Origin of the sequence: Nocardia elegans NBRC 108235, assembly GCF_001612845.1 — a bacterium.
GTDB classification, from domain to species: domain Bacteria; phylum Actinomycetota; class Actinomycetes; order Mycobacteriales; family Mycobacteriaceae; genus Nocardia; species Nocardia nova.
On the sequence record NZ_BDBF01000075.1, the window covers coordinates 12789 to 29476 of the forward strand.

General features: G+C 69.4%; 16 protein-coding genes. 7 read left to right on the plus strand and 9 right to left on the minus strand.

The genetic code is table 11. From position 1 onward, the window contains the following. The first annotated feature begins 11 nt into the window (after positions 1-11). A complete protein-coding gene (locus tag NE2_RS32480) occupies positions 12-563 on the plus strand; it encodes a YbhB/YbcL family Raf kinase inhibitor-like protein (protein ID WP_063032310.1) in 552 nt (183 codons plus the stop codon). 79 nt (positions 564-642) lie between these two features. Here the strand turns inward: NE2_RS32480 and NE2_RS32485 are convergent, their stop codons facing one another. The 4 genes from NE2_RS32485 to NE2_RS32500 form a co-directional block, all read right to left on the minus strand. Continuing rightward, entirely contained in the window at positions 643-2475 is a 1833-nt protein-coding gene (locus NE2_RS32485; RefSeq protein ID WP_063032312.1) for an AMP-dependent synthetase/ligase, read from the minus strand. Between the two features lie 173 nt (positions 2476-2648). After that, positions 2649-3743 carry a quinone-dependent dihydroorotate dehydrogenase gene (locus tag NE2_RS32490; RefSeq protein ID WP_063032314.1) on the minus strand — a complete coding sequence of 365 codons (1095 nt, stop codon included), beginning with the start codon at positions 3741-3743 and terminating at the stop codon, positions 2649-2651. 3 nt (positions 3744-3746) lie between these two features. Further along, complete coding sequence (locus NE2_RS32495) at positions 3747-4037, minus strand: DUF5703 family protein (RefSeq protein WP_063032316.1); 291 nt, start codon at positions 4035-4037, stop codon at positions 3747-3749. Then, positions 4037-5059 carry a hypothetical protein gene (locus NE2_RS32500; protein ID WP_063032318.1) on the minus strand — a complete coding sequence of 341 codons (1023 nt, stop codon included), beginning with the start codon at positions 5057-5059 and terminating at the stop codon, positions 4037-4039. The genes NE2_RS32495 and NE2_RS32500 overlap by 1 nt, the downstream gene beginning before the upstream one ends. 259 nt (positions 5060-5318) lie before the next feature. Between NE2_RS32500 and NE2_RS32505 the strand changes: the two genes are divergently transcribed. Genes NE2_RS32505 through NE2_RS32515 form a run of 3 tightly spaced genes read left to right on the plus strand, consistent with a single transcriptional unit; the run spans position 5319 to position 8256 of the window. Beyond that, positions 5319-5564, plus strand: coding sequence for a hypothetical protein (locus NE2_RS32505; protein ID WP_228816737.1), 246 nt, complete (start codon positions 5319-5321; stop codon positions 5562-5564). A 56-nt stretch (positions 5565-5620) separates the two neighbouring features. Next, positions 5621-6154: a WKL family lipoprotein gene (locus NE2_RS32510; protein ID WP_030516907.1), complete on the plus strand. Its 534-nt coding sequence runs from the start codon at positions 5621-5623 to the stop codon at positions 6152-6154. An 8-nt stretch (positions 6155-6162) separates the two neighbouring features. Continuing rightward, positions 6163-8256 carry an MMPL family transporter gene (locus tag NE2_RS32515; RefSeq protein ID WP_063032343.1) on the plus strand — a complete coding sequence of 698 codons (2094 nt, stop codon included), beginning with the start codon at positions 6163-6165 and terminating at the stop codon, positions 8254-8256. Between the two features lie 41 nt (positions 8257-8297). Here the strand turns inward: NE2_RS32515 and NE2_RS32520 are convergent, their stop codons facing one another. Beyond that, a complete protein-coding gene (locus tag NE2_RS32520) occupies positions 8298-8735 on the minus strand; it encodes a MarR family winged helix-turn-helix transcriptional regulator (RefSeq protein WP_063032323.1) in 438 nt (145 codons plus the stop codon). A gap of 85 nt (positions 8736-8820) precedes the next feature. Here NE2_RS32520 and NE2_RS32525 point away from each other — a divergent pair, with 85 nt between their 5' ends. Next, entirely contained in the window at positions 8821-10062 is a 1242-nt protein-coding gene (locus NE2_RS32525; RefSeq protein WP_063032325.1) for an epoxide hydrolase family protein, read from the plus strand. A gap of 15 nt (positions 10063-10077) precedes the next feature. On the opposite strand, the gene NE2_RS32530 is transcribed toward NE2_RS32525, so the two are convergent. Then, entirely contained in the window at positions 10078-10878 is an 801-nt protein-coding gene (locus NE2_RS32530) for a pentapeptide repeat-containing protein (RefSeq protein ID WP_167356814.1), read from the minus strand. Positions 10879-11338: 460 nt separating this feature from the next. Between NE2_RS32530 and NE2_RS32535 the strand changes: the two genes are divergently transcribed. Further along, complete coding sequence (locus tag NE2_RS32535) at positions 11339-12331, plus strand: zinc-binding dehydrogenase (protein WP_063032345.1); 993 nt, start codon at positions 11339-11341, stop codon at positions 12329-12331. 23 nt (positions 12332-12354) lie between these two features. Beyond that, on the plus strand, positions 12355-13344 hold the full coding sequence (locus NE2_RS32540; RefSeq protein WP_063032329.1) for an RNA polymerase subunit sigma-70: 990 nt from the start codon (positions 12355-12357) through the stop codon (positions 13342-13344). Positions 13345-13351: 7 nt separating this feature from the next. Here the strand turns inward: NE2_RS32540 and NE2_RS32545 are convergent, their stop codons facing one another. The 3 genes from NE2_RS32545 to NE2_RS32555 all read right to left on the minus strand — a co-directional run bounded on the left by NE2_RS32545 (position 13352) and on the right by NE2_RS32555 (position 16562). After that, positions 13352-14209 carry a heme ABC transporter ATP-binding protein gene (locus NE2_RS32545; protein WP_063032331.1) on the minus strand — a complete coding sequence of 286 codons (858 nt, stop codon included), beginning with the start codon at positions 14207-14209 and terminating at the stop codon, positions 13352-13354. Continuing rightward, positions 14206-15210, minus strand: a complete 1005-nt coding sequence (locus NE2_RS32550; RefSeq protein ID WP_104365421.1) for a FecCD family ABC transporter permease — start codon at positions 15208-15210, stop codon at positions 14206-14208. The genes NE2_RS32545 and NE2_RS32550 overlap by 4 nt, the downstream gene beginning before the upstream one ends. A 377-nt stretch (positions 15211-15587) precedes the next feature. After that, a complete protein-coding gene (locus NE2_RS32555; protein ID WP_233429954.1) occupies positions 15588-16562 on the minus strand; it encodes a heme/hemin ABC transporter substrate-binding protein in 975 nt (324 codons plus the stop codon). Positions 16563-16688 lie beyond the last annotated feature (126 nt).

Sequence of the window (16688 nt, forward strand, 5' to 3'; positions counted from 1 at the left end):
GGACGGTCCTCGTGCCCGACTATTCCTACAATCCCTATGCGGCGTTGCCGCAGCTGCCCGAGTTCACGCTCACCTCCACCGATGTCACCGACGGACAGCCGCTGGGTAACGAACAGGTCAGCGGGGTGTTCGGGGCGGGCGGCCGAGATATCTCCCCGCAGTTGTCGTGGAGCGGATTCCCGACCGAGACCAAGAGTTTCGCGGTCACCGTGTACGACCCGGACGCACCGACCGGCTCCGGCTTCTGGCACTGGGCCGTCGCCGACATCCCGGCGTCGGTGACCTCGCTGGAATCGGGTGCGGGCAGTGCCGGAGAGGGCAGCGAGGGCGGCGCCCTGCCGAGCGGGGCGATCCAGTTGCGCAACGACGGCGGCTTCGCCGGATTCGTCGGCGCCGGTCCGCCGCCCGGACACGGCTACCACCGCTACTTCATCGTGGTGCACGCCGTGGACGTCGAATCGCTGGGCGTCGGCGCCGACGCGACCCCGGCGTATCTGGGTTTCAACCTGTTCTCCCACGCCATCGCGCGCGCGACGCTCGTCGGCACCTACGAACAGAAGTAGTCCCGACGTGTCGGCGGGGTCTTCGGTAACTGCCGAAGACCCCGCCGACACGAAACAGACTGTGTCCGAACCGATTCGACTAGAGGTTGTGCACTCCCTCAGGGACCGGATCGGTGTAGAGCTCGGCGATGTCGGCCGCGTACTCGGCGGCGATCGGCGAGCGCTTCAACTTCAGCGTGGGAGTGAGTTCCACGCCGCCGGGCTCCCAGGCCCGCGCCAGGATGCGGAAACGCTTGATCTGCTCCACCCGCGACAGTTTGGCGTTACCGGCGACGATCGCGGCGCGCACCTCCTCGAGGATCTGCGGATGGGCGGCGAGGGCGTCGAGATCGGCGTCGGGGATGCCCAGCGCCTTCGCGCGCACGGCGGCGGTGTCGGGGTCGAGCACGACCAGCGCGGCGATGTACGGGCGGGAGTCGCCGATGGCGACGATCTGGCCGATCAGCGACGAGGCGGCCTTCACCGAATTCTCGATGTTGGTGGGGGAGATGTTCTTTCCCGCCTCTGTGATGATCAATTCCTTCTTGCGGTCCACGATGGTGACATAGCCGTCGCCGTCGATGGTCGCGATATCGCCGGTGTGCAGCCAGCCGTCGGAGTCGATGGCCTCACTGGTCTTCTCGGGCATCTTGCGGTAGCCGTGGCTGACGATGCCGCCGCGGATGAGCAGTTCGCCGTCGCTGTCGAGGCGGATCTCCACCCCGTCGACGGCCCGGCCCACCGATCCGGGGCGCGGCTTCTCGAGTTCGGTGAAGGTGCCGACGCCGGTGGTCTCCGACATGCCCCACACCTCGCTGACCGTGAAGCCCAGCCCGAGCAGGAATTCCAGCGTCTCGGGCGGGATCGCGGCCGCGCCCGAGGAGGCGACCTTCAACTCGTCCAGGCCGAGGGTGGCGCGCAGCTTCGACAACACCAGCGCATCGGCGAGTTTGTGCTGGACGGCCAGCAGCGGGCCGCCGTTGCCGCCGGCCAGTCGCGCCCGGGCGGTGGCCACGCCGACGCCGATCGCCCACTGCGCCAGCGCCTTCTTGACCGCGCTGGATTCGGTGGCGATCGCCGCGTCGACACCGGCCTTGATCTTCTGCCACACCCGCGGCACGCCGAAGAAGAAGGTCGGCCGGGCATCGGGCAGGGCGGCGGCGATCTCGCGCGGATCCGGCACGCAGGTGATGGTGACGCCGGTGAACAGGTTCAGGCAGTGCCCGGAGATGCGGTCGGCGACATGGGCGGCCGGCAGGTACGACACCGCCCGGGCTTCGATATCGGCGACGAGGGCGCCGTTGGTGAGCGCGACGATCTGGGCGACGACATTGGCGTGGGTGATCTCCACGCCCTTCGACGGCCCGGTGGTGCCGGAGGTGTAGATCAGGGTGGCCAGATCGTCGGGCCGCACCGCCTGCCAGGCGGCGTCGAAATCGAAATCCTCGGCGGGATCGTTCTCGACCTGATCGAGGGTCAGCCCGCCCTCGGGTGCGGCGCCGTCGACGACGATCACGTGCTCGAGTTTCACCCCGGAGGCGGTGATCGGCGCCAGGAACGCCTGTTCGGTGACGACCACGCCGTTCTCGGCGTTGCCGAACACGTGCGCGATCTGTTCGGGAGAGCTGGTGTTGTACACCGAGAACGGGGTGGCGCCCAGATGCAGGATCGCGGTGTCGACCAGATTGAACTCCGGCCGGTTGGTGAGCATGATCCCGACCGTGTCACCGTGCGCGACACCGAGTTTCGCCAGCCCGGCCGCGATCGCGCGCACGCGGCGCGCGTAGTCGGCCCAGGTGATCTGCTGGGTACCGCCGACGGTCCGCAACGCGACCTGATTCGGGCGTAGTGTCGCTGTCTGCTGGAAGGCCTCGGGCACGGTGCGGACCGTGGCGCCGGTGTGGTGGGTGTAGCCGATCTCTGCTGTGGTCATATCCCTTGTTCCCGGTCAGTGCACGAACATCACGTCTGGGACGTGATGCGGATCACCCATCCTAAACGTGAAATCGGACATTCGGGGGGCTGTTCCGGCCGGTAGCAACCGGCTCGGCGCACCGGAAACCGGCCGCAGCAGAGTGATCGGCGAGCGGGTGGGGTGCGCCGCGCTCAGGCGCGGGCGGTGTGGGCGGCGCCCACGGCCTCGGCGAGGCTGCGGTATCCGTCCGCGCGCAGGCGGGCGGCGATGCCGCGGTGCACCGAGCGCGTCCAGAACGGCCCGCCGTAGATGAACCCGGTGTAGCCCTGCAGCAGCGAGGCTCCCGCGAGAATGCGCTCGTAGGCCTGATCGGCGTTCTCGATGCCGCCGACCGAGATCAGCACCAGCCGGTCTCCGACGCGGGCGTAGAGGCGGCGCAGCACCTCGAGCGAGCGGTCGGCGACCGGCGGGCCGGACAGCCCGCCCGCGCCCATCGCGGCGACCTCGGCGGCCGGGGTGGCCAGTCCGTCGCGGCGAATGGTGGTGTTGGTGGCCACGATTCCGGCGAGCCCGAGTTCGACGGCCAGGTCGGCGACCGCGTCGATGTCCTCGTCGGACAGGTCGGGGGCGATCTTGACCAGGACCGGTTTGGGTTCGGCGCCGGCCGCGACGCTGTCGAGCACCGCGCGCAGCAGCGGGCGCAGCGATTCCACGGCCTGCAGATCGCGCAGCCCCGGGGTGTTGGGTGAGCTGACGTTGACCACGACGAAGTCCGCGAGCGGGCCCAGCAGCCGCGCGCTGAGCGCGTAGTCCTCGGCGGCGTGTTCGGGCTCCACGACCTTGGTCTTGCCGATGTTGGCGCCGATCGGCACGCCACCGCTCCGGCGTGCGGCCAGCCGTCCCGCGGCGGCGGCGGCCCCGTGGTTGTTGAAGCCCATCCGGTTGATCAGCGCGTGGTCGGCCGGCAACCGGAACAGTCGCGGCGCCGGATTGCCCGGCTGCGCCTGCGCGGTGACGGTGCCGATCTCGGCGAACCCGAAACCCAGTGCGCCCCAAGCGTTCACACCGGCGGCGTTCTTGTCGAACCCGGCCGCCAACCCGAGCGGCGCCGGGAAGTGGACGCCGAAGACGGTGGTGGAGAGGATCGGATCGCCGGCCGCGGTGAGTTTACGGGCCAGCCATCGTGTGGGCGGGAAAGCGGTCGTGAGCCGGATGACGGTGAACACGAGGTGATGGATACGCTCGGGCGGCACCAGGAACAGCAACCGCAGGAATAAGGAATACATCCCTCACATCCCCGTTTCGGTCACGGGGAAGCTGGTTTTGCGCCGCCGCAACAACACTCGCCGGCTGCCGTCGGTGTAGGCGCGCACTCGCGAGAGCTCCCAGCCGCCGAATTCGGCTTGGATGGCCAGGCGCATGGACGCGGTGACCCGATTCACGTCCGGGGGTAGTCGTAGCGGCACGTACTCGTATTCTCCTTCTTCGCTGGTCTCCTCCCATCCCACGGGAATCGACCGTCTGCGCCGGTCGTGGTGTGCGGCGCCGGACGCCGACTCGTATCGAGGCGCTCGAGCCATCACTGACCTCTCTTCCTCTGGTCCGCGCCGATGCGTTGCAGACCGTCTCCGGTTGCCGACCCGACGAACATGTCGCCGGTGCGGCTGTCGATCGTCAGCGAATTGGGCTGGCGCACCGTTGCGAAGCGACCCACTTCTTCCGGTATACCGGTCGACAGATCGAAACCGACCACCTCGTTGCTTCCGCTGAGCGTGAGCCACACGGTGTCGGACCGCTCATCGTAGGCCAGTGCGTAGGGGGCGGGCCCGACCGGGAAGCGCTGGCGCAGCAGCAGCGGATCGGTCGTGTAGACCAGCAGGGCGCCGCCGGAGGTGTCGGTGGCCAGCAGGCGGCCGTAGTGGTCGCTGATCACATGGGTGGCGCCCAGGCCCGCGCGCAGGGCCAGGCCCGGGCGGTCGTGATCGAGGTCGAGTTCGGTGAGAGTGGTCTGGTCCAGATCCAGCGTGGCGACAGCGTTCGCCGTGGCGGCCACCGCGTCGACGGCGCTCAGGCCGCTGACGGTCTTGTTCGGATGTCCGTCCGCGTCGAGGATCTGCACGCGGCCACCGTCGAGTCCGGCCACCAGACTGCCGTCCCCGCGCCGCGCGATCGCGCGCACGTCGCCGTCGACGGGCACCGGGCGGATCGCGGCGGTCGCGATATCGACGCGCAACACCTCCCGCCCGCCCGCGACGAGCACCTCGCCCGGGGCGCCGAGGGCGAGGCCGGTGGCCTGCGCGGGCAGGGTGATCGCCCGCGCGGCCGCGGGATTCGCGGGGTCGACCAGGCGTAACCCGAGGCCGTTGGGGTCGAGGGTGACCACCCGGCCGGTGGCGGGTTCGGCGAGCAGTGTCCCGACCGGCCCGAAGGCGGTGACGGCGCCGGCGGGCGTGGCGGTCGCCGCCGGCGCGGCGGCGGCGCGTCCGGGAGCACCGGCCGCGGGGGCAGTGGTGTCGTCGCTGTGGGAGGAACAGCCCGCGACGAGCACGACGGCGCCGGCGGCCGCGAGGACGGCACCCAGTGCCGACCGGTAACCCCGCATGCTCCGAACTCCTTCGTGTGACTCATGCGTACTGTTTCATCTGACCATGATCGGACACGCGGCCCGGTCACCGGGGTGGTTCCGGCGTGGCACGCGCCTCACCCGTTACCGTGGATACCTCATATCGGACGTCGAACCAGGGGAGTCTCGGTTGGAAACAGACCGCACGTCTGAATTCACACTTGAAGATTTAACCGTTGGTCCGTTCGCGCACGGGTTCGGCCGGACGGCCGAGGGGCAGCCGTTCGCCTTCCGCACGGTGCGTTCCACCCTCACCCTCGAGATCTACCGCGCCGACACCCCCACCGACGTGCCCGGCCCCGAGGATGTGGTGGCCGTGGTCGAGGCCGCCGTCACCGATATCGACCTCGACGACGCCCGCAGTGTGCGTGCCCTGGTGCGTGATCTGGTGCCGACCGCTGTGCCGGTCTCGGCGCAGCGCGGGGCGACCACGACGGTGCGCGCGTTGCTGAACCGGTTGAGCGCGGTCATCGAGGGCCGCTGATCACACGTGCCAGACTGTAGGAACCACCGGTTACTTTCGACACATTCGAGGACGTAATGGCATTGCGACGCACGGTCCACGGCGCATTCGGAATCACGATGCTCGCGCTGGTGATCGCCGCCTGCGACAGCGGTCCCGACGAGGCTTCGGTGGCGGCGGCGCGCTCGTCGGCCTACGCCGCGCTCACCTCCTCCTCGGAGGCGGCCGCCGTCAGCAGCGCCAACCGGCCGCCGTTACCGACCGCCGCACAGCTGGATTCACAGATCAAACGCGCACTGGATCCCTCGCTGCCCGACAGTGAACGCACCGACCTGATCGAGGACGGCGCCGCGTTCAAGGACGCCATTCCCGACATGTACAAGGCGCTGCACGACAATCCGCGCGCCGTCTACGGCGTGGTCGATCCGGTATTCGACAACCACGACGGCACCCTCACCGCCACTATGCGGCTGGACAAGGACGGCAGCGGCGAGAACGTGCGCACCACCATCGTGCATTTCGTCGATATCGACGGGAAGTGGAAGATCTCGCGCAACGATCTGTGCGGGATCCTGCGTTCGGCCGACTACCGCACCGCGGCCTGCGGCTGACCCCCGGCATGCTCGAGGGGTTTCTCCTGCGTTGGGGTCGATTCGTTCATCGCCATCGCTACCTGGTGTTCGCGATCTTCGTGCTGATCGTGGCCGTCTCGGGGTTCTACGGCCGTGATCTGGGCTCCCGGCTGACCCAGGGCGGATGGTTCGACGAACACAGCGAATCGGTGGTCGCCTCCAAACTCGCCGACCAGACCTTCGGCCGCGACACCGATGCCGACGTGATCGTGCTCTACACCGCACCACCCGGCCACACCGTCGACGATCCGCCGATCCGCACAGCGATCGCCTCGGCGCTGAAGGATCTGCACGACCGGTATCCGGACCGGATCAAAAAGATCGACAGCTACTTCGACGGCTCGATGATGGGGCAGTTCGCCGACGCCTCCCGCACCCACGCCTTCGCCAGCATCGGCCTGCACGGCTCCGACACCGCCACCGTCGACAACTACCTCGCCATCCGAAAGGATTTGGGCGCAGGCGGTTCCGGGCGCGGACCGGGCGGCACGACGGTACAGCCGGCGGGTCTGCAACCGGTGGTCGAGGGCATCAACATCGGGATGCAGGACGATATCCACCGCGCCGAGCTGATCGCGCTGCCGGTGGTGGCCGTGCTGCTGTATTTCGTGTTCGGCGGCGTGGTCGGCGCGCTGCTGCCGGTGCTCATCGGCGGGATGACGATCCTGGGCAGTCAGGGCATGATGCGACTGCTCACCGACCACATCGACGTCAACGTCTTCGCCAGCGCCGTGGTCACCCTGGTGAGCCTGGGGCTGGCGATCGACTACGGCCTGTTCGCGGTGACCCGGTTCCGGGAGGAGCTGGCGGCCGGGCGCAGTGTGGAGGAGGCGACCGCGCGCACGGTCGCCACAGCCGGGCGCACGGTGCTGTTCTCCGCCGCGATCATCGCGGTGAGCCTGGCGGCGCTGTTCATCTACCCGAACGGGGTGCTGCGCTCGGTGCCCTACGGCGGCATCAGTTCGGTACTGCTGGCGGCGCTGCTGTCGGTGACCGCGCTGCCGGCGGCGCTGAGTATCGTCGGGCGGCGCATCGATCTGTGGGGCTGGCACCGGTTCGCCGGGATCCGCAGCGCCCAGGAGATCGACAACGGGTTCTTCTCCAAGCTGGCTCTGTTCGCGATGCGCCATCCCGCGCGGGTGATCGTGCCGGTGGTGGCCGGACTGCTCTTCCTGCTGATCCCGTTCCGCAATATCGAATTCGGCGGTCTGTCGGAGCGATACCTGGCGGCGGACAACCCGGCCCGCGTGGCACAGGAGAAATTCGACACGCTGTTTCCCGAATTCCGCACGGAGCCATTGAAATTGGTGGTCGTGGGGGCGGATCCGCAGCAGTTGTCCGATATCCGGTTCCAAGCCAATTTCGCACCGGGGCTGACGGGTCCGTTCGAGGCGGCGGCGCCGACGACCAACGGGATCAATGTGCTGTCCACCGGTCTGGTGCACAAGACCGACGCCGACGCCGCCATCGCGGCGCTGCGTGCGATTCCGCATCCGCCCGGGGTGCAGGTGATGGTGGCCGGGGTGCCGGCCCTGGAACGCGACGCCATTCACGGCCTCATCGACGGATTACCCTTGCTGGCAACGATTCTGGCGACCGCGGCCCTGGTGCTGATGTACGTCGCCTTCCGCTCGATCGTGCTGGCGTTGAAGGCCGTGCTGATGAGCGCGCTGAGTCTCGGTGCCGCACTGGGCATTCTGACGTGGTTGTTCGTCGAAGGGCACGGCGCCGGCCTGCTCGGTTTCACCCCGGGGCCGCTGATGTTCGCGGTGCTGGTGCTGATCGTGACGGTGCTGTTCGGATTGTCCACCGACTACGAGGTGTTCCTGCAATCGCGCATGGCCGAGGCGCGGGCGGGCGGGGCGCCGCCGGCGGAGGCGATCCGCTACGGCATCGCCCACACCGGCGGGGTGATCACCTCGGCGGCGGCGATTCTCATCGTCGTGACCGGTGCGTTCGGATTCTCCGATCTGGTGCTGATGAAATACATCGCCTACGGCATGATCGCGGCCCTGATCCTGGATGCCACGGTGATCCGCATGCTGCTGACCCCGGCGGTGCTGAAATTGGTGTGGCGGTGAGCCTTCCGCAGGCAACAGCGGGCCGGGACGGATGCGCGGTGTCAGCGCTCCCGTTCCAGCTGCGCCAGCCGGGTGAGCGCGGGTAGGGCGGCCGCCAAGGCCCGGCGCTGCGCGGGGCTCAGTTCACCGATCAACGGAACCAGATAGCGCACCCGGTCGTCGTGGCGGCTGCGCCGGATCTGCCGGCCGGCCTCGGTGAGGTGCACGAGCACAGCCCGACCGTCACCGGGATCGCGGCGGCGCAGCACCAGGCCGTCGCGCTCCAGGCGCGCGACGAGTTGCGTGATGCCCGGCTGGGTCATCTGTTCGGTATCGGTCAGCTCCGTCAGTCGCATCGGGCCCCGCTGTGCCAGGGTGTCGAGCACCGACAGCGTGGTGAACGGCAGCTTCTCCCGGACCGGTATGCGGATATAGACGCGGTTGAAGTCCTCGATCACCGCGGCGAACCCGTCCACGTCGAAATCATCGATGTCGTCCACACGGGCAACTATATCCGGCACTTATACAAGTTGCTTAAATAAGTTGCTTATGTAATTGTGGCGTTCACACGGCGCAGGAGGACATATGAACGACACCACCGACAATGCCCGACCGTTTCCCTTGACTCCCACGACGATTCACGTCCCCGACAGTGTGCTCGCCGACCTGCGGCAGCGCCTGGAACGGACCCGCCTGCCCGACGACGTCGGCAACGACGACGGGTATTACGGCGTGCCCGCCGGTTATCTGCGGGAGCTCGTCGACTACTGGCGCAGCGGATACGACTGGCGCGCAGCCGAAGCCGAGATCAACACCTATCAGCATTACAAGGCCGACATCGACGGGGTGCCGATCCATATCATGCGCAAGCCCGGAGTCGGCCCGAATCCGACGCCGCTGATTCTGACGCACGGCTGGCCCTGGACGTTCTGGCACTGGTCCAAGGTCGCCGGGCCCTTGGCCGACCCGGGCGCGCACGGCGGCGACCCGGCCGAGGCCTTCGACGTGATCGTGCCGTCGTTTCCGGGCTTCGGATTCTCCAGTCCGCTGCTCGACCGCCCCGATCTGAACTTCTGGAAGGTCGCCGACCTCTGGCACACGCTGATGACCGAGGTGCTGGGGTACGAGAAATACGCCGCCGCGGGTTGCGACGTCGGCGCGCTGGTCACCGCGCAGCTCGGCCACAAGTACGCCGAGGAGTTGTATGCCATCCACATCGGATCCGGGCTGAAACTGACCCTGTTCAACGGCGATCGAGCCTGGGACTTCAGCGGTGGACGGCCGATTCCCGACGACCTGCCCGCGGCGGTGCACGCACGATTCGTGGAGCTGGACAGACGTTTCGCCGTCCACCTGGCCGCGCACCTGCTCGCCCCCAGCACCCTCGCCCACGCCCTGTCGGATTCTCCGGCGGGCATGCTGGCGTGGATTCTGGAGCGGTGGAGCAAGTGGAGCGACAACGGCGGTGATGTCGAAACCGTGTTCAGCAGAGACGATCTGCTCACCCACGCCACGATCTATTGGGCCACCAACACCATCGGCACCTCGATCCGCCTCTACGCCAACAACAATCGCTATCCCTGGACGCCTTCACACGACCGGCTCCCGGTCGTGCAGGCACCCACCGGCATCACCTTCGTCGGCTACGAGAACCCGCCCGGCGTCGACACCGAAGGCCGCGTCGAGAACTTCCGCACCGGCGACCGCGCCCAGTGGTACAACCACGTCGATCTCACCGTCCACGACCGCGGCGGCCACTTCATCCCGTGGGAGATCCCGGACCTGTGGATCGACGACCTGCGCCGCACCTTCCGCGGGCGGCGCTGACCCGGTAGCGGCGGGTCACCGGGGCGGGGGAGCGAACCCGTCCGGCCATTCGGTGCCGTCGTCGTATTTCACATCCGTCAGGTCGGCGCCGGTGAGCAGTGCGCCGGTCAGTTTCGCGCCCACGAGGTCGGCGTCGTTGAGCTTCGTGCTGGTCAGATGGACGCCGGTCAAATTCGCGCCGGCCAGTCGCGCGCCGGTGAGGGTCGCCCGGTGCAGGTCTGTGCCGGTGAGATCGTCGTTGCCGAAATTCGCCTCGGTGAGATCGGCGAAGGCGAAACGTGTGCCGCTGAGCTTCGCGCCGGTGAGGTCCACATGGCCGAGGGTCGCGCCGATCAGGCGCACGCCGGTCAGATCCGCGCCCGCCAGTCGTGCACCGGTGAGGGTCGCGCCGTTCAGGCAGGTCCGGCTGAGATCGACTCGATGGTCGCCGTCCCGAGCGGCGTCACGGCGGCCGATGACCGTGAGCGCGGTCTGGATGTCGGCGGGCGGCTCGACGGCGGAGTCGGGCCGCGCCTCGGAGTCGTCACACCCGGCTGCGCCCGTCTGGGTCCGCACGAACGCCTCGAGCACGGAGAACACGGTCGCGTGATCTGCCGTCGAGTCCTTCGCGAGCCGTTCCATCAGATAGATACCGGAGATCCGGACGTTGATCCTGTCGGATGCCAATTGTTCTGCGGCCAGCCGGAAACGGTCGGTCACCGCCACCTGCTCGGACAGTGCGTACTGATTGTTCGTCGCGCGCAGCGATTGCGCGGTGAACCACAGGGCGACGGCAGCGGTGAGTGTGGCGCCGAGCGTGCCGGCGGCTGTTACCATGGCCGCCACCTTCGTCCACCCGGGCCAATGCCGCCGCAGCCAGGATCTGGAACCGGAGGACTTCTGAGGCGTCTTCGGCGTCGTCATCGCACATCTCCCCTCTCGGAGACGACTCCCGAAGTCGGCCTACGACCCCCCGCCTCCGTCGACCACTGTAAGCCGAAATTGCTCGGCACCAACCGATTTCACGAGATCGGTGCCGCCCGGGACGGTCGGGCGGGTGCGGTCACCGACCAATTGCTTTCCGAGGCAGAGCCTTCGCTCTGGAATCCGGAAGAGGCCACACCCCACAGGAACGACGAATCCAGGGCGGGTAACGCGCCCGGCCGGGCTCGTCAAGGTCGTTCGCTCCGCGAACTCGCGCCGGCCCACCGATTCCTTTTCGCGGCGCCCGAGGTCTACATGGTCGGCGGCGCCGAACCGGTGGGCCGCGACGAGCCGAGAAAGAGAGTTGAGTGCCGTGAGCGTTCCCGCGACCATGCGAGCCCTGCACCAGACGTCCCTGCGGGGCCCGCAGGACACGTGCCTGATCACCGACGCGCCGGTGCCGCACCCGGGCCGCGGCGAGATCCTGATCCGGGTGACCGCGGCCGGGGTCAACTTCGCCGACATCTCGAAAAGCCGGGGGACGTTCCTCGGCGGCCCGCAGCCGCCGTACCCGGCCGGTTTCGAAGCCGCGGGCGAGGTCGTGGCAACGGGCGAGGGCGTGACCGAACCGCGGCCGGGAACGCGCGTGGTCGGCGTGGGGGAAGGCGCGTTCGCCGAATACCTGGTCCTCCCGGCCGCGGCGGCCGTGCCGGTGCCGGAGGGCTGGACCGCCGAACAGGCCCTGGGCCTGACCGTCAACCTCCCTACCGCGCTCGCCGCGCTGAAACCGCTGGGCCGCCTCGCGGCCGGTGAGACGGTGCTGATCCAGGCCGCGGCGGGCGCGACCGGACAGGCCGCGGTGACTCTCGCCAAACACTTCGGGGCGACGGTCATCGCCGCCGCGGCGCCCGGCAAACACGACATCGTGCGCGGGCTGGGCGCCGACCACGTTCTGGACTCGCGCGGTGAGAGCCTGGCCGCCGAGGTGCGGGAGCTGACCGGCGGCGCCGGCGCCGACCTCGTGCTCGAATCCGCGGGCGGTTCGGGTTTCGCGGACACTCTCGCCGCGACCAAACGAGTCACCGGCCGGGTGGTCGTCTTCGGCGCGGCGGGTGGCGACGCCACGATAAGCAATCGGCAGCTGATCTACGAACACCAGATTCAGCTCATCGGCCTCAACATCGGCGTGCTGATCCAGGCGGCGCCCGAAATCTTCGGGGCGGTCATGGCGGAGTTGTTCGCCCTCGTCGCGGCCGGCGTGGTCGAACCGGCCCGGCCCACGGTCTACGACTTGGCCGAGGGCCCGAAGGTGCTGGCCGAACTGGAGGCTCGCGCGACCGTCGGCAAACTGGCGCTGCGGCCGTGATCACGGCTCCTACACTCGGCGATATGACCGCGCATGCGCGCACGGCCGACCGGGACCGGTTCGCCGCCGACTCCGAGCGCTACCGCCGGGAGTTGCTGGCGCACTGCTATCGCATGGCCGGTTCGGCACAGGATGCCGAGGATCTGGTGCAGGAGACGTACCTTCGGGCCTGGCGTTCCTACGCCGGGTTCGAGGGCCGGGCGTCCGTGCGGTCGTGGCTGTACACGATCGCTACCAATGTCTGCCTCACCGCGAGGACCTCGCGTCACCCGCGGGTACTGCCCTCGGGACTCGGCGGTCCGGACAACGAGTCGGGCAGCCCGCCGAGATATGTCGCGGCAGGCGAGGTTTCATGGCTGGAACCGCTTCCGGACGGCTGGATCGCGACTGCCGACGATCCGGAAGCGGTGGTAGTCGCGCGCGAATCGCTGCGGCTGGCGCTGGTCGCGAGTCTGCAGCACCTGCCCGCGCGCCAGCGCGCGATCCTCCTGCTGCGCGAGGTGCTGGCGTTTACCGCGGCCGAGACCGCGGAAATTCTCGGGACCACGACGGCGGCGGTGAAAAGCGGACTGCAACGCGCCCGCGCCCGCCTCGACGAACTCGACCCGGCACCCGAGAAACTACTGGAACCCACCGACCGGCGCGCACGGGCGCTGCTCGACGGCTACATCGCGGCCTTCGAGCGGTCCGACGCCGCGCTGCTCGAACAGGTGTTGCGCACCGATGCCACGCTGGAGGCGACCCCGTTCCGCGACTGGCAGGCCGGTCGGGCGCACTGCCTCCGCATGCTCGACACCTACGTGCTGGGTGCGCCCGGCCAGTGGCGGATGGTCGCCACCACCGCCAACGGACAGCCCGCCGCCGTCGTCTATCACCGGGCCGCGGACGGCCAGCTGCGTGCGGACGGGATCGTGGTGCTGGCGGCGACCGCCAGCGGAGTATCGCGGGTGGTGAAGTTCCACGATCCGGCGCTGGTCGCACTGTTCGGGCACCCGGACGTGCTCGCGGGATGAACGGGGGTCAGCGTCGCACGGGCAGGACCAGCTGGGCACCGGTGACGGGGTGGTCGATGACCTCGACGGGGTGACGGTAGACGCGGGTCAGCAGGTCGGTGGTGAGGATCTCGCGGGGGTGGCCGACAGCGGCGAGGCGGCCCGCGTCGAGCACGGCGACGCGGTCGGCGTAGGCGGCGGCCAGACCCAGATCGTGCAGCACGACCACGACCGCCGCGCCCTCGGCGGCCCGGGCCGCGGCCAGACGCAGCACCTGTTCCTGATGGCCGAGATCCAGTGCGGCGGTGGGCTCGTCGAGCAGCAACGTCTCGGTGTCCTGAGCCAGCACCCGCGCCAGCGCCGCGCGGGCACGCTCACCGCCGGAGAGCGCTGGGAACGGCCGTGCGGCGAGATGTTCCATATCGGTGGCGGCCAGCGCGGCGGCGATCACCCGGTCGTCGAATTCCTGGCGCGGGGTTCGCGCCCAGGGAGAGCGGCCCATGGCGACGACCTCGCGCACCGTGAACGGGAATCCGACGGTGTGGTTCTGCGGCAACACCGCGCGGCGGCGCGCCATATCGGCGGGAGTCCAATCGGTGACCGGCCGGCCGTCGAGTTCGACTGTGCCGCTTGCCGGTTCGATTTCGCCCGACAGCGCGGCCAGCAGCGTCGACTTGCCCGCCCCGTTGGGACCCACCAGTGCCAGGATCTGCCCGGCGACGACGTCGATGTCGACCGATTCGAGCACCGGCCGCCCGCCGCGCGCGATATCGATGCCGCGCGCTCGCAGGGTCACCGCACCGCGCGGTGTCGGTTGCGGAAGACCGTGGGCAGGGCGAAGTGTGCGGATCAGTGCGCGCACGCGTGCCGTTCCGGCGCCGCTCATGCCCAGCCTCCCGATCGGGCGCGAGTGCGCCGCAGCAGCCAGAAGAAGAACGGCCCGCCGACCAACGAGGTCAGCATGCCCAGGGGGAGATCGGCGTTGTGGACCAGGGTCCGGGCCCCGATGTCGGCGGCCAGCAGCACCACCGCGCCGAGGATCGCCGACAGTGGGATCAGCACTCGGTGCGCGGGACCGACGAGCATGCGCACCACGTGCGGGACGATCAATCCGACGAACAGGATGATGCCGGTGAAGGCCACCCCAGCGGTGGCGAGGATCGCGACGACGACGATCACGTTGCGCCGCAAGCGTTCCACGTCGACACCGAGGTGCCGCGCCGCCGATTCGCCGAGGGCGAGCAGATCCAGGCGCGGCGCCATCGCGACCGCCGCCGCCACACCCAGCGCGGCCAGCGGCGCCACCACGGCCACCGCCTGCCAGGTGGCGCCGTTCAGGCTGCCCATCTGCCAGAACACGATCTGATCGCGCGCCGCGGGGGAGGCGGTGAACAGCAGAAACGACATCAGACCGCCGGCGAAGGCGTTGACCGCGACACCGGTCAGCACCAGCGTCACGGTTTCGGTGCGCCCGCCCGAACGCGACAGCAGATACACCGCGAGTGTGGTTCCGAGTCCGGCGACGAACGCGCCTCCGGCGACCGACCAGGCCGCCACGAACGCGCCACCGACCACGATCACCACGCCGGCGCCGACGGCCGCGCCCGCGGACACACCGATCACACCGGGTTCGGCCAGAGGATTGGCGAACACACCCTGCAGCAGCGCACCGGCGGTCGCCAGCGCCGCCCCGACCAGCATCGCAAGCACAACCCGCGGGAACCGGACCTCCCACAGCGTGACCTCACCGGCGGGGTGGTGTGGCATCGGCCCCCAGTCGAGCCCGATCCGGTGCAGCACACTGCCGGCCACCTCGAGCGGGGTCGTGGGGACCTGTCCGACAGCGGCCGAGATCAGCGCCAGGATCACCAGCAGTGCGATCGACACCGCGAAGACGATGGTGATGCGGGACCAGCGACGCGGTGTGCGCGGACCGACGACGGCGTCGCCCGGACCGGACGGGGCCGAGTTCGACCTCGGATGCGGTTCTGCCCGCTGCGTGTCGGAAGACGCACCGCCACCGGTCCCGGCCGAAGGTGCGACCGTCGACCGTTCGGCACTCCGGCCGCTGAGCGCATCGGGCCCGGAAGTGTGTGCGCCCGCACTGTTCTCCGGCTCGGATGCGCCGTTCGCGCTCGACTCGGCAACCGGCAGCCTTGAGATATGTTGCGCCGCAACGGATCCCCCAGACGGTTCCGGATTCGGTCCGGACGGTCGCAGACCGGGATCGGCGGCCGAGTCCTCACCGGGCGAATCGCCGGGGCTCATGCGGGCTGGGTGCCGTAGACGGCCTTCGACAGGGCTTCGAGCACATGCCCGGTTTCGGGTCCGAAGCTGAGCAGTACCGCATCGGACATGTCGACGACGCGGTGATCGCGCCCGGCCGGCGTCTGGGCGACCCCGGGCACCTTCTCCAGGCCGTCGACGCCGCCGACCGATTTCAGCCCGTCCGACATCACCAGCAGCACGTCCGGTGCGGCGCTGATCATCGCCTCGCTGGTGATGGTGGTGAACGGTTCGGTCAGTCCCGCCGCGGTTCCGGCGTCCACGCCGCCCAGTGCGGTCACCAGCGAATCGGCGCCCGAGCCGGGCCCGGCGAGCATGGTGATCGCGGTGCTGCGCAGGTAGACGAATCCGATCTTCAACGGCGGCTGACGTTTCGGCATCGCGGCGGTGGCCGCGGCGATCTCGGCGTGCGTGCGGTCGGCCAGCCTCACCCCTCGGTCGTGGACGCCCAGCGCGTCGGCGACCGACCGGATCTGCGGGCCGACACCGTCGATGGTGCGCTGCGGGTCGAAGTACACGACCGTGATGCCCAGCGCGCGCAGCTGATCACGCATGGTGGGGGTGGCGCTGGTGGTGTCGGTGAGAAAGACCGTGGGCCGTTGCGCGGCAACGGCTTCGATGTTGATGCTGCCGTTGCCGCCGGCCACGTTGGGCACGTCGCGCACCGCGGGGAAGGCCGCCGAGGTCGAGCGGCCCACCAGTTTGGAGCCCAGGCCCAGCGCCCATACGGTCTGGGCCAGGGTGCCGTAGCGGTCCACGGCCACGATCCGGTCCGCGGAGGTGACGGTGACCTCGGCGCCGTCGAACGAGTGCACGGTGACCGGCAGCGCGGGCACCGGCTCGGGGCCGATCGGCGTCGGATCCGGATTCGCCAGCGTCGCTGTGGTCGCGCCCTGCTCGCCCGAGGCGCCGCTGCTGCCCCCGCACGCGGTGGTGACTCCGGCGAGCAGCACGACCCCGAGCACCGCGAGCAGCCACCGGGTGCCGCCCCGGGCCGTCCGCGGCCGTCCACCCGGTTCGGTCGATGCCGAACGGTTCCGTGCGGTCGTCGCGGACCTCAGCGCCGGCGTTGCCGCAGC

Coding starts and splice junctions, on each gene's coding strand:
- NE2_RS32485 (WP_063032312.1), bottom strand. CDS start 2,475: ATGACCACAGCAGAGATCGGCTACACCCACCACACCGGCGCCACGGTC.
- NE2_RS32490 (WP_063032314.1), bottom strand. CDS start 3,743: ATGTATTCCTTATTCCTGCGGTTGCTGTTCCTGGTGCCGCCCGAGCGT.
- NE2_RS32495 (WP_063032316.1), bottom strand. CDS start 4,037: ATGGCTCGAGCGCCTCGATACGAGTCGGCGTCCGGCGCCGCACACCAC.
- NE2_RS32500 (WP_063032318.1), bottom strand. CDS start 5,059: ATGCGGGGTTACCGGTCGGCACTGGGTGCCGTCCTCGCGGCCGCCGGC.
- NE2_RS32510 (WP_030516907.1), top strand. CDS start 5,621: ATGGCATTGCGACGCACGGTCCACGGCGCATTCGGAATCACGATGCTC.
- NE2_RS32515 (WP_063032343.1), top strand. CDS start 6,163: ATGCTCGAGGGGTTTCTCCTGCGTTGGGGTCGATTCGTTCATCGCCAT.
- NE2_RS32525 (WP_063032325.1), top strand. CDS start 8,821: ATGAACGACACCACCGACAATGCCCGACCGTTTCCCTTGACTCCCACG.
- NE2_RS32530 (WP_167356814.1), bottom strand. CDS start 10,878: ATGGTAACAGCCGCCGGCACGCTCGGCGCCACACTCACCGCTGCCGTC.
- NE2_RS32540 (WP_063032329.1), top strand. CDS start 12,355: ATGACCGCGCATGCGCGCACGGCCGACCGGGACCGGTTCGCCGCCGAC.
- NE2_RS32545 (WP_063032331.1), bottom strand. CDS start 14,209: ATGAGCGGCGCCGGAACGGCACGCGTGCGCGCACTGATCCGCACACTT.